Origin of the sequence: Levilactobacillus humaensis (assembly GCF_024345185.1) — a bacterium.
Classification (GTDB): domain Bacteria; phylum Bacillota; class Bacilli; order Lactobacillales; family Lactobacillaceae; genus Levilactobacillus; species Levilactobacillus humaensis.
In genome coordinates, this window is the sequence record NZ_BROB01000030.1 from 17,115 (window position 1) to 28,998 (window position 11,884).

General features: G+C 49.1%; 13 protein-coding genes. 11 read left to right on the top strand and 2 right to left on the bottom strand.

The features are described from left to right. The first annotated feature begins 24 nt into the window (after positions 1–24). The 9 genes from OCU14_RS09350 to OCU14_RS09390 all read left to right on the top strand — a co-directional run bounded on the left by OCU14_RS09350 (position 25) and on the right by OCU14_RS09390 (position 8,962). Complete coding sequence (locus OCU14_RS09350; RefSeq protein WP_261810804.1) at positions 25–1,047, top strand: class I SAM-dependent methyltransferase; 1,023 nt, start codon at positions 25–27, stop codon at positions 1,045–1,047. Positions 1,048–1,062: 15 nt separating this feature from the next. Beyond that, positions 1,063–2,253 (top strand): acetate/propionate family kinase, encoded by a 1,191-nt coding sequence (locus OCU14_RS09355; RefSeq protein WP_261810805.1) that lies wholly within the window; start codon positions 1,063–1,065, stop codon positions 2,251–2,253. A gap of 202 nt (positions 2,254–2,455) precedes the next feature. Continuing rightward, positions 2,456–3,856: an amino acid permease gene (locus OCU14_RS09360; RefSeq protein WP_373875085.1), complete on the top strand. Its 1,401-nt coding sequence runs from the start codon at positions 2,456–2,458 to the stop codon at positions 3,854–3,856. A gap of 118 nt (positions 3,857–3,974) precedes the next feature. Continuing rightward, positions 3,975–4,709, top strand: a complete 735-nt coding sequence (locus OCU14_RS09365; RefSeq protein WP_261810807.1) for an aldo/keto reductase — start codon at positions 3,975–3,977, stop codon at positions 4,707–4,709. A 12-nt stretch (positions 4,710–4,721) separates the two neighbouring features. Further along, positions 4,722–5,330: a metallophosphoesterase family protein gene (locus OCU14_RS09370; protein WP_261810808.1), complete on the top strand. Its 609-nt coding sequence runs from the start codon at positions 4,722–4,724 to the stop codon at positions 5,328–5,330. A gap of 59 nt (positions 5,331–5,389) precedes the next feature. Beyond that, positions 5,390–6,787, top strand: a complete 1,398-nt coding sequence (locus OCU14_RS09375; RefSeq protein WP_261810809.1) for a bifunctional metallophosphatase/5'-nucleotidase — start codon at positions 5,390–5,392, stop codon at positions 6,785–6,787. Continuing rightward, entirely contained in the window at positions 6,784–7,533 is a 750-nt protein-coding gene (locus OCU14_RS09380) for a YutD family protein (protein WP_261810810.1), read from the top strand. Before OCU14_RS09375 ends, OCU14_RS09380 begins: the two co-directional genes overlap by 4 nt. 12 nt (positions 7,534–7,545) lie before the next feature. After that, positions 7,546–8,340 carry a TIGR01457 family HAD-type hydrolase gene (locus tag OCU14_RS09385; RefSeq protein WP_261810811.1) on the top strand — a complete coding sequence of 265 codons (795 nt, stop codon included), beginning with the start codon at positions 7,546–7,548 and terminating at the stop codon, positions 8,338–8,340. Next, on the top strand, positions 8,333–8,962 hold the full coding sequence (locus tag OCU14_RS09390; RefSeq protein WP_261810812.1) for a TIGR01906 family membrane protein: 630 nt from the start codon (positions 8,333–8,335) through the stop codon (positions 8,960–8,962). Before OCU14_RS09385 ends, OCU14_RS09390 begins: the two co-directional genes overlap by 8 nt. Positions 8,963–9,009: 47 nt before the next feature. Here OCU14_RS09390 and OCU14_RS09395 read toward each other — a convergent pair whose 3' ends face one another. Both OCU14_RS09395 and OCU14_RS09400 read right to left on the bottom strand, forming a co-directional pair. Next, on the bottom strand, positions 9,010–9,672 hold the full coding sequence (locus OCU14_RS09395) for a VTT domain-containing protein (RefSeq protein WP_261810813.1): 663 nt from the start codon (positions 9,670–9,672) through the stop codon (positions 9,010–9,012). 104 nt (positions 9,673–9,776) lie between these two features. Continuing rightward, positions 9,777–10,286: a phosphatidylglycerophosphatase A family protein gene (locus OCU14_RS09400; RefSeq protein WP_261810814.1), complete on the bottom strand. Its 510-nt coding sequence runs from the start codon at positions 10,284–10,286 to the stop codon at positions 9,777–9,779. A gap of 122 nt (positions 10,287–10,408) precedes the next feature. On the opposite strand from OCU14_RS09400, the gene OCU14_RS09405 reads away from it, so the two are divergent. Further along, entirely contained in the window at positions 10,409–10,996 is a 588-nt protein-coding gene (locus tag OCU14_RS09405; RefSeq protein WP_261810815.1) for a peptidylprolyl isomerase, read from the top strand. A 38-nt stretch (positions 10,997–11,034) separates the two neighbouring features. Continuing rightward, positions 11,035–11,424, top strand: coding sequence for a CvfD/Ygs/GSP13 family RNA-binding post-transcriptional regulator (locus OCU14_RS09410; protein ID WP_261810816.1), 390 nt, complete (start codon positions 11,035–11,037; stop codon positions 11,422–11,424). Positions 11,425–11,884: the final 460 nt, after the last annotated feature.

The window sequence follows — 11,884 nt, forward strand, 5'->3', positions numbered from 1 at the left end:
GCAAATTTTCCAAGGAGGCGAAGCGTGCTGTCACAAGAACAGACTGAAGCGCTCTTCAAAGTTTTGGATGAATCGACAACGATTCTTCAGACAGCGCTAAAAACATCCTATTTAGATGCGTTCATTGAAACGGGAGATAATCTATTAAATGGTCGGGTCCAGGTTGAAGATGGCAAACCCGATGAACAGACAGCCGCCAAATTAACGACGCTGTATCAAGGTGCCGATTGGCAAAAGATGACGGCCGAAACAGTCCGACGGGCAGTTCAATTAGCGATGTTGAAGGCCATTCGTGTCGACGACATTCAAGCTAATCATCAACTGACACCGGATACGATTGCCTATATCATGGGTTATCTGGTAACTCGCCTCGAGAAGGGTAAGAAACATTTGTCAGTGTTAGACTTAACCGTGGGAACGGGGAATCTGCTGACAGCAGTCTTGTCGCAACTTAAGGAAGTCGTTGCCGGGGACATTTCGGCCTATGGGGTCGACAATGATGACACCTTGCTGGCGATTGCGCAGACCTCAAGTGATTTGCAACAATTACCGGTGGAACTCATTCACCAAGACGCTTTGGAACGGTTATTAGTTCCAGCCAGTGACCTGATCGTCGCCGACTTGCCAATTGGGTACTATCCAATTGATGATAACGCTGCTAATTTTGAGACACATGCCAAATCGGGACATTCATTCGTTCACCATCTGCTGTTAGAGCAGGCGGTCAACCAGTTGAACCCGGGTGGTGTCGGTGTCTTCTTGGTGCCAACCCAGCTATTCCAAACTGATGAAGCCAAAGGGCTGTTGAAGTGGGCCGCACAAAATGCCTACTTGCAAGGGCTCTTAAACTTGCCAAGTGAATTGTTCATGAATGCTAACGCCCAAAAGGCCATTCTGATCTTACAGAAGCCGGGTGCCGGGGCCAAGCAAGTTGAACAAGTCATGTTGGGCGAGTTCCCTTCATTCAAGAATCAATCCGCATTTCAGAAGTTTGTGGCGGAGATCGTTCAGTGGGAAGAACAGAATCTACTGACGAACCGCTCATAAGAAGGAGAAAATCACATGGGAAAATCATTAGCAATTAATGCCGGAAGTTCTACATTAAAGTTCAAATTGTTCCAAATGCCTGAAGAATCAGTCATTGCCGAAGGGGCAATTGAACGAATCGGGTTAGGTAACTCCTTAGTTGAAGTTAAGTATGGCGATGGGCAGAAGTATGAAACCCATCAAGATGTTGACGATCACAAGGAAGCCATTCAATTAATGTTAGACCAATTGACTGAATTGAAGATTATCAAAGACTTCAATGAAATCACTGGGGTCGGCCATCGTATCGTGGCTGGGGGTCAAGAATTCAAGGACTCCGCAGTCATTGATGACGACGTTCTGCAAAAGATTGAAGACCTGTCCGAATATGCGCCACTGCACAACCCAGCGGCTGCAATGGGAATCAAGGCATTTAAGAAGATTTTGCCAAACGTATTGAGTGTGGCTGTCTTTGATACCTCCTTCCACACCACGATGCCTGAAGTTAACTACATGTACGCCATTCCTTACGAATACTACGAAAAGTTTGGTGCTCGTAAGTATGGTGCCCATGGGACGAGCCACCGTTACGTTGCCAGCCGAGCTGCCGCAATGTTAGGGAAGCCACTCGAAGATCTGAAGTTAATCACCCTGCACTTGGGTGCCGGCGCTTCAATCACCGCTATCAAGAATGGAAAGTCATTTGATACTTCAATGGGCTTCACGCCATTAGCTGGGATCGAAATGGCTACCCGTTCTGGTGATATTGATGCCTCCTTAGTGGCCTTCTTAATGGAAAAATTAAACATCAAGGACCCTAATGACATGATTAACATTTTGAACAAGAAGTCCGGTTTGCTTGGGGTTTCTGGTGTGTCTGCGGATATGCGTGACCTGGAAAAGGTTCAAGACAAGAACCACCGTGCTAAGTTGGCCCGGGATATCTTCATCAACCGAGTTGTTCGTTACGTGGGAGCCTACATTGCCGAATTAGGTGGTGTGGATGCTATCGTCTACACGGCCGGTGTTGGTGAAAACGATATTACCATTCGTCAAGAAGTTGCCGACAAGCTGGCTTACTTTGGTATCGGTGTTGACCCCGAAAAGAATAACATTCGTGGGGTTGAACGTGACTTGAGTAAGGCTGGTTCAACGGTTAAGACGTTGTTGATTCCAACGGATGAAGAGTTAATGATTGTCCGCGATATCGAACGTCTGCGTAAATAATTAAATCGATTCAGAGAACACGCCAGAGATGGGGTGTTCTTTTTTTATTCAATAGTTGAGAAAATTTCACCTTATAATTTTAAAAGTGAGTAAAAGTGCATAGCCCCGGGGCTTAGGGAAAATTCGGTCACTGCCCTTACCAGCTCATAGAGTGGTATTACCACTGGGGGTGTGTATAATATTATTCAACAAAGGGGAGGATATGATGAAAGACAGTCAACTTAACAATGAGCAAGAGTTCTCTCGCGGATTGCAGAGCCGGCACGTCCAACTGATTGCGCTGGGGGGCACAATTGGAACGGGGCTGTTTCTGGGTGCTGGTCAATCCATTCATTTGGCCGGGCCCTCAATCATTCTCGCTTATCTCATTACGGGAATTATGTGTTTTCTACTGATGCGTGCGCTTGGGGAGTTATTACTCTCCGATCTCAACGTGCACTCTTACATTGATTTTATTCAACGCTACTTAGGTGACAATCTCAGTTTCGTCGCGGGATGGACTTACTGGGTTTGCTGGATTACGATTGCCATGGCTGAGGTGACTGCTGCTGGGCAATATATGGAATTTTGGTTCCCACAATTGCCCCAATGGGTGACCGGAATCGTGATGTTGGGGATTCTCTTAGCCCTCAACTCCGTCACGGTCAGTGCTTTTGGCGAGACTGAATTTTGGTTTGCCATTATTAAAATTGTGGCGATTGTTGGGTTAATCTTAGCTGGGGTCTATATGGTTGCCGTTCACTTTCCGACACCTGCCGGTCATGCGAGCGTCACGAATCTCACGCAAGGTGGGGTCTTTGCCCATGGCGCCAAGGGATTCTTCCTATCGTTTCAGATGGTCCTCTTTAGTTTCGTTGGGATCGAAATGGTGGGAATGACCGCATCCGAAACGGCCAACCCACGGAAGGTGATTCCTAAGGCAATCAATGAGATTCCGATGCGAATCATTCTATTCTATCTTGGGTCATTGTTGGCCATTATGTGTATCTATCCCTGGCAAGCAGTTTCGCCAACCAGTAGCCCCTTCGTTCAGGTCTTTAAGAACGTGGGGATCAAATCAGCAGCGGCGGTGATTAACTTTGTTGTTTTAACTGCCGCAGCTTCGGCCTGCAACAGTTCCTTATTCACGACGGGCCGGATGCTCTTCTCGTTAACTTATCAGGGTAAGGGGCGGTTTGCCCGCCAAATGGGAACCCTGTCTAAGCAACAGGTGCCAGTTCACGCCTTACGTTTTTCGACACTGGTGATTGCCATTTCCGTTTTTCTCAATCTCATCATGCCAGGCCACGTCTTTTCCTTTATCGCTAGTGTAGCGACGACGTGTTTCCTGTTTATCTGGGGACTGATTGTGTTGGCCCATCTAAAGTACAAGAAACAACTGAGGGCAACCAAGCAGGCCGGGCATGGATTTGCGATGCCATTCTTCCCGCTCAGTGATTACTTGATTCTGGCCTTCTTGGCCATGGTCGGAGTTGTTCTGTTGTTCCGGGCAGACACCTTGATTGCCCTGGTCGGTTCGATTCTCTGGCTTGTTGCTTTGAGCTGGGGTAAACGGGTTCACGATCGCCGGCAGAATATCGCCGTCGACGAATCAGAAGACTAATTTCAGTTAAAAAGGAGCCAACTTCCAAGCAGAAGTTGGCTTTTTAGATCCTCAGAGTCGGCGAAGCTGGGGGTGAAGTGCTACGATAGGAGTAATTGAAAATACTGGAGGAATTGTGATGAAGGAAGTTACGTTTGGTGGAACCACGGTTCCCGCAATTGGTATCGGAACTTGGCATATGGGTGATCGGGCCGATCGTCGTGACGCTGAGATCGCGGCGATTCAAGCCGGAATCCACGCCGGGGCCCGTGTGGTCGACACGGCTGAAATGTATGGCTCCGGACGGTCCGAGAATTTAGTCGGCGAGGCCCTGACACCTTTTAACCGAGAGGATCTTTTCTTAATCTCCAAGGTTTTACCGGAGAATGCCTCTCGCGATCGGATGCAGGCGAGTCTGGAAGCCAGCTTGAAGCGACTACGAACTGATTATTTGGACCTTTATTTATATCATTGGCGGGGTAACGTTCCGTTAGCGGAAACGATTACGGAACTCCAGCGCCTCCAAGAAACCGGCCTCATTCATCGGTGGGGTGTTTCGAACTTCGATGGCGATGACTTGCAGGAACTTTGGGCGTTACCAGAAGGGCCCAAGGTTGCGGCCAATGAGGATCTCTATCATCTTGGTAGCCGCGGCGTCGAGTACGCGGTGCTTCCTTGGCAACAGGCGCACAAGGTGCCATTCATTGCCTATTCACCCATAGCACAAGGGGACACGCATGGCCACCAATTGGCTAGCAATCCCGTCGTGAAGAAGATCGCGGCAGCCCAGTTGACGCTGAGTGCGGCTGAGCTCACGGCATTAGACCGTCAGTTCCCAAAACCAACGACAGCGACACCATTAGACATTCTTTAAGGAGACCTTAATTTGCAATATTTTACGTCGGATACCCACTTCTTTCATGCGGATCTGTTGGGGATGAATGACTTTGCTCCCCGGCCATTTGATTCGGTGGAGGAGATGAATCAAACCATCATCGATAATTGGAACGCCCGGGTGACCCCCACGGATACCGTTTATCATCTGGGAGATATCGCGCTGTACTTTACGAAGCCAGCCGTGAAATCAGATGAGGCGGTAGCCAATGTCTTATCACAACTCAACGGTCACCTTGAACTCATTAAGGGAAACCACGATAGTCGGGCGCTCTTTAAGTATCTAGCCGCCCACAATCCGATCGATCACGGTCAACCCAAGTATCAGTTTCATGACGTGGGTGCCTTGATCAAATACGACCATCGACAGTATTACATGACCCATTACCCAATGATGTTGGGAATCGTCAATCAGATTATCAATTTGCACGGGCATATTCATCACTATGCCGTGCCGGTTAAAGAAAATATTAACGTCGGTGTCGACACGCCCGAAACGCGCTACCTAGCAGAAAAGGTGCCATTTGGGACACCATTCTCCACCTCAGAAATCGAAGAGATGGTCACGGGAAAGGCGCAGGAATTCCAAGAAAAGCAATAGCGCTTGACCGGGCTCCCTGGATGCCGTACGATTAAACTCAGTGTTAAAGGAGTGTCAGCATGGAACACATCACGTTATTACACACGAATGATCTCCATTCACATTTCGAAAATTGGCCACGGATACGGCGATATTTGTTAGCCACCAGAGAGCATGATCTCGCTGCTGGAAATGCCGTCTATACCTTTGATTTGGGTGACAACGTCGACCGGGCTCATCCGGTGACCGAAGCCACCCTAGGCCAGCGTAATGTGACCCTGATGAATCAGATTGGGTATGATGCTGTGACCATCGGGAATAACGAAGGGCTAACACTCAACCATAAACAATTAAATCATCTCTATGACTATGCCAACTTTCCAGTGGTGCTGGGAAATCTGTTAACGACTGATACGCAGCAGGAACCGGACTGGGCCCAAGATCATCGGATTCTGGTCACCCCAGCCGGGACACGGCTATTGGTGTTGGGACTCACGGCACCTTATCAACTGACCTATCCTTTATTAGGGTGGACAGCGGTACAAGCCGATCGAGCACTGACGCAACTCTTAGCGACCTACGATGGGCAATATGACCTCTGTGTCCTGTTATCCCACTTGGGGATTAACGTCGATCGTCAGCTGGCCAAACGGTTTCCTCAGTTGACCGTGATTATCGGGAGTCACACCCATCATCTACTGGTCCATGGTGAACAGCAGGGACAGAGCCTTCTCGCAGCCGCGGGAAAGTTTGGACGGTATGTCGGGCGTATTGAACTCGAGGTGGGTCCTGACCATCGGCTACTGAAGGGAACCGCTGGCGTGGTGACCACCGCCGATCTACCGGTGTTACCGGCCGATGCGGGTGAGATTGCCCAGCTGGAACAGATCGGGCATGACATCCTGCGAGAACAGCGTGTGGCGAAGATCCCAGCAACCATGGAGGCCGACCCATTTGGACATCCACGGATTGTCCAGGAGGGACTTCATGCCATCGCTGAGTACGCGGGGACCCAGGCGGCTATTTTAAATTCAGGGTTGTTCCTGGCCGACCTACCACGTGGCGTGGTCACACAGGACCAACTTCACACGATCTTGCCGCATAGCATGCATGTCATGCGCGTGACGCTCAGCGGCTATGACCTCTGGCGCCTGATTCAGGAAGCGGAACAAGCTCGTCTCTTTCTGCGGCATTTTCCACAGCGCGGGATGGGGTTTCGCGGCAAGGTGTTCGGTGAACTCAATTATCTCGGGATTGCCTATGACCCGCAGACTCGTCAGGTTACCTGGCGTGGTGAGCCCGTTTCGCCAATTCGCCAGTACACGCTAGCGGTCGTGGATCACTATTTATTTGTACCGTTCTTCCCAACCATCTCAATTGTCGGGAAAAATGAACTTTTTTATCATGACTTATTGCGGGAGGTGTTCGCTCAGTATCTCGGGCGACATTATCCCTTGAACACAGACCGGAAAGGATGAAGACGTTGGATCGTAAGGAATTGGAGGCACTCGTTGCCGAGCAACGCGAAAGTCGAGAACCAGTTGCCGAAGTAGTTCGGGGGGATGAAACCCACCTGACGATCAACGGCCACCCGTATGAGCTGGTCGCAAACGTTCGGGAAGGTTTCGACTTCTCCGAGTTTTCTCGGCGGTTTAGTACCATTTTGAGTAAATTTGATTATATTGTCGGGGACTGGGGCTTTGAACAACTGCGCCTGAAGGGGTTCTATGCGGAGGACCGGGCCGGTGCCAAGCAGAATCAGATTGACGCCGTACAGGATTACTTGTATGAATCTTGTAACTTCGGATGTGCCTATTTCATCTTGCATAACTTAGACGTCAAGGCTGCACCCAAGCCGCGTCGCAGCCGTTCACGGCGTCGCAACCGGAGTGGTTCGAGCCAGACTAAACGGCCGCAGGGTGAAAAGACCTCACAGCAGGTAGCCAAGAGTTCACAGAAGACCACAGCTACCAAACCAGCCACGAACAATCACAATAATAAGAACAATGGTGGGGATCAGAAACCCAAGACATCGAACGGGTCCAACAACGGTTCTCGTCGCCGTCGATCACGGCATTCACGACACCGCAATACGGCCCATCCATATACTGAAGAGCGCCGTCAGGCCAAAAAACCAGTAGAAAAGGCCGCTAAGACAGTGACCGTTGCTACTGGCGGTCAAGGCCGGCGACACTTTACCATTCGGCAGAAAAAAGAAGAGTAGGGAGAGTTTGCGTTGAAAGACTACCAGGCCTATTTAATTGATTTGGACGGGACCGTTTATGCGGGTACCAAGCGTTATCCAGCGGCCAAGCGGTTCATTGAACGGCTTCAAGCGGCTCAAATTCCTTTTAAGTTTGTCACGAACAATACGACGCAGTTGCCCCAGGCTGTCGTTAACAATCTGGGAAACAACCACGATATTCATGTGACTCCGGAGAACGTCTATACGGCGGGACTGGCGACAGCCGATTATCTGGATCAGCTTGCCGGAGAGACGACGAAACGCACAGTCTATGTCGTGGGTGAGATTGGGTTGAAGCAAGCCCTAACGGCAAAGGGGTTCACGGTGGATGAAGAACATCCAACCTACGTCGTCGTGGGATTGGATAGCGATGTCACCTACGAAAAATTTGCCAAGGCAGTGCTGGCTGTTCGGAGTGGGTCGACCTTTATCGGGACCAATTCGGATTCCAATATTCCTAAGGCCCGAGGCTTGATGCCCGGTGCCGGGGCATTGGTTGACCTGGTTCGGTATGCGACGCAACAACAGCCGATCATGATTGGCAAACCGGAACCCATTATTCTACAGAACTCCTTGCGTCAACTCGGAGTCGCCCCGGAGCAAGCGCTCATGATCGGGGATAACTATCATACGGATATTCTTGCCGGCATTCACGCCCAGGTGGACACACTACTCGTCTATACGGGGGTCTCGACACCGGAACAAGTGGCGACAGAGACAGTGCCGCCAACTTATACGGTACCATCTCTGGATCATTGGGATTTCGAGGTGGGGCCACGTGGCTAGATGGCAACGGGCGCTCGGCCTCACGGCAGTCTTTTTGGCTTTGGTGACCCTGAGTATCCTTTTGACGATTAATGCCATTTGGCTGTATCGTCTGGATATTGGCTGGTTGCATATTAGTCGAACGGTGGGGATGAGTGCTTCACGGCTGATGCATAATTACGGTCAGATGTTGGCTTATCTCGAGTTGCCTTGGGTCACGGATTTAAATATGAGTGATTTTCCCACGTCATTTACGGGAATGGTTCACTTTCATGATGTGAAGACGCTATTTCTCATAAACAATTTGGTTTTCATCGTGACGGTGGCCCCAGCGTGGCTTTATCTGCGTCAGCTGAAACGTGAGGCGACTGAGTGGCGGTTACTACGACCGGTTACGGTGGCCGCAGTGGTGCCAATTGTTTTAGCAGCCTGCATGGCGATCAACTTCCAAGGTTTCTTCGTGGCTTTTCACGAGGTGCTCTTTCGCAATAACGACTGGTTGTTTGACCCGGACCTTGATCCGGTGATTACCGCCTTACCTGATACGTTCTTCCTTCATTGCTTTGTCCTAGCGTTTCTGCTTTTCGAAGCGGGGCTGGGTTGGCTGTACTGGCAGGGACGTCAAGCGATCAAACGTGCATAAGAAAAGCGCAATCGATTTTAATCGATTGCGCTTTTTAAATTGATTAATTAATCTTCCTCAGGTGTCCGAGGTGTCGGGTTTTGCCGACCTTTGATCCAACCAACGACGGCTGGAATCAGTGAAATGACGATGATTCCGAGAACAACTGCTGAGAAGTGGGCCTTGACGAAGGGGATGTTACCGAAGAAGTAACCCCCACCACAACAGATCAGAACCCAAGTAATCGCGGCACTCACATTGTATTGAAGGAAACGGCGGTAAGGGAACTGGGAACCAGCGGCCGTGAAGGGCACGAAGGTTCGGATGATTGGCATGAACCGGCCTAGGAAGATCGCTAGTGGCCCATGCTTTCTAAAGAATTTCTCTGATTGGGCTAATTTATCCTTATTGATGAGTCGACCAAACCAAGAGTGACTAGATAGTGCCGCACCGGCGCGCTGACCTAAGAAGAAGTTAAGCGAGTCCCCACCGATTGCGGCGAGGAGGAATAGACCAGCGAATAGCCAGATGTTGAGGCCATAGCTCGGGTTGGCCGCTAGGGCGGCTGCGGCAAACAGCAAAGAATCGCCAGGTAAGAATGGTAGGATGACGGCACCCGTCTCCACGAAGACAACTGCGAATAGGATGAAGTAGGTCCATCCTCCAAAGGTATTGACGATATTGACTAAGTGGGCATCGATGTGCAGGACAAAGTCGATTAAATAGGCCATGTGATAAGTCTCCCTCTCCGATAATTTAATGTAGCCACATTATAAGGGATCTCAGCGGATAAAGCAGAGAAATCGGGGAAACTTAACGGAATCATGAGGATTTCCTAGTGGAACGGGGTGTCCTGTTCACCAATGTCATCATGAGCGAGCCGAGCTGCAGCAGCGGCGGCGATCGCGCCAACCAGATCGTCGAGGAAGGTGTGGATGATGCCAGGCTCATGAGCGTTTAGTTTGGCGAGAATGCCAGGCTTGGTCCGATCAATATAGCCGTAGTTGGTGAAACCGATGGAACCGTAGATATCGACAATAGAGAGTGCCATGGTCTCGTCGACACCGTAGAGACCCTCATCACGTTCGACAATTGTTTGGAGGGGTTCCAAGAGATCGTGTTTTTCTGCGGAGATATCGAGTTGAATCCCGGTAATCACGGCATTTTGAACCTCACGTTTGCTGAGGACGGTTTGCACGCTGTCGAGAGCTAGGTCCGCGTCCAGGTCCTTAATGTAGTCTTTCTGAAGAAAAATGACGAGTTGCGCGATGTCTGGTAGGGTAACCCCCCGTTGGTTAAGTAGCGCGATAGTCCGTTGTTTTAGGGCAGTTGTTGGTTTGGCCATGAATGAAGTCTCCTTTGAATTATTGTGTGTATCCAGTATAGCACCAGAGTCATCGTTTGCATTTTTAAGCGTTGGCGGTGATAATAGATGTTTAGATAGTGTAAAAGATATGGAGGACAATTATGACAAAGTTTCCACAAATTGATTTGGCTAACGCCCAGGGCCCCAAGGTAAGCATTGAAACATCTATGGGAACAATTCAGCTGCAGCTCTTCCCCGAGCAAGCACCAAAGACGGTTGAAAACTTTGTAACCCATGCGAAGGCTGGTTATTACGATGGGTTAACGTTCCACCGCGTCATTCCTAACTTCATGATTCAGGGTGGTGACCCAACTGGTACTGGTATGGGTGGTGAAAGCATCTGGGGACAACCTTTTGAAGATGAATTTTCACCTGAACTGTACAACTTGCGTGGGGCCTTATCGATGGCCAATGCTGGTCCAAATACCAATGGTAGTCAGTTCTTTATCGTTTCAGATACGGATATGACGGAGCAGATGCAAAGCCAGATGCGCGATGCCGGATTCCCCGATGAAATTGTTACAGCATATAAAGATGGGGGAACCCCTTGGTTGGACTTCCGTCACACGGTCTTTGGCCAGGTGACTGAGGGGATGGACATCGTCGATGCTATCTCTAAGGTAAAGACGGATGCTAGTGACCAACCAGCCACACCAGTGACGATGGATAAGGTTACGGTTATCGAATAGGTTTTTAGCAGATAGACTGAGTTTAATGAGGTGAGACGATGGCATTTCAGATTGGCCAGAAGGTCACGGGACGAGTCACGGGCATTCAACCTTATGGCGCGTTCGTCAGTTTGGGCGGACACCGTCAGGGCTTGATTCATATTTCCGAATGCCATTGTGGTTACGTCAAAGATATTCATGACTATTTAAAGGTTAATGAAGAAGTTAATGTGGTGATTCTTGATATCGATGAATACACAGGTAAGATTAGCCTGTCGTTACGTTGTTTAGAACATGTTGACTTAGGGACGGAACCAATTGAGCATCAACACCGGCACTATTGGACCAATCATCGGATAAACATTGGGTTTGAACCGATTGATGCGCGGTTAGCGGGCTGGAAGGCCGAAGCTTTAAACAATTTAAATCAAGAGAAGACGCCCTCTTAGAGGAACGTCTTTTTTTTCTGAAAAAACTGCTTGACCTGCTCGGGGATGATTGGTAAGATATTACCTGTTGCTGTTTGAGGCACGAATGCATAAAAATTAAATGGTTGAATAGCCATACAAATTTAAAACAATGCTTGACGTGTTAAAGGGCGACTGTTACAATGATTTATGTTGTCTGTTACGGCCGACCAAGTTGATTAAATAATTTGTGTGATTGAATATATATACAAGTTATTGAAAAAGTTGTTGACAGTGATTTCTCAACATGCTATACTTTAAAAGTTGTCACGGCGGTACATTAACCGAGACATGGTAGACCTTTGAAAACTGAACATTGTTTCGACAAACCAAATATGTGTAGGGCGGTTTGATACTTGGTATCGAACCCAAACAATATTTGCGAAGTCAATTCGCTTTTATAACAAAAAGTAACAACAATCGATGAGCTATTCAAGCCATC

Coding starts and splice junctions, on each gene's coding strand:
- OCU14_RS09355 (WP_261810805.1), top strand. CDS start 1,063: ATGGGAAAATCATTAGCAATTAATGCCGGAAGTTCTACATTAAAGTTC.
- OCU14_RS09395 (WP_261810813.1), bottom strand. CDS start 9,672: ATGGCCTATTTAATCGACTTTGTCCTGCACATCGATGCCCACTTAGTC.
- OCU14_RS09405 (WP_261810815.1), top strand. CDS start 10,409: ATGACAAAGTTTCCACAAATTGATTTGGCTAACGCCCAGGGCCCCAAG.
- OCU14_RS09410 (WP_261810816.1), top strand. CDS start 11,035: ATGGCATTTCAGATTGGCCAGAAGGTCACGGGACGAGTCACGGGCATT.
- OCU14_RS09380 (WP_261810810.1), top strand. CDS start 6,784: ATGAAGACGTTGGATCGTAAGGAATTGGAGGCACTCGTTGCCGAGCAA.
- OCU14_RS09400 (WP_261810814.1), bottom strand. CDS start 10,286: ATGGCCAAACCAACAACTGCCCTAAAACAACGGACTATCGCGCTACTT.
- OCU14_RS09375 (WP_261810809.1), top strand. CDS start 5,390: ATGGAACACATCACGTTATTACACACGAATGATCTCCATTCACATTTC.
- OCU14_RS09365 (WP_261810807.1), top strand. CDS start 3,975: ATGAAGGAAGTTACGTTTGGTGGAACCACGGTTCCCGCAATTGGTATC.
- OCU14_RS09360 (WP_373875085.1), top strand. CDS start 2,456: ATGATGAAAGACAGTCAACTTAACAATGAGCAAGAGTTCTCTCGCGGA.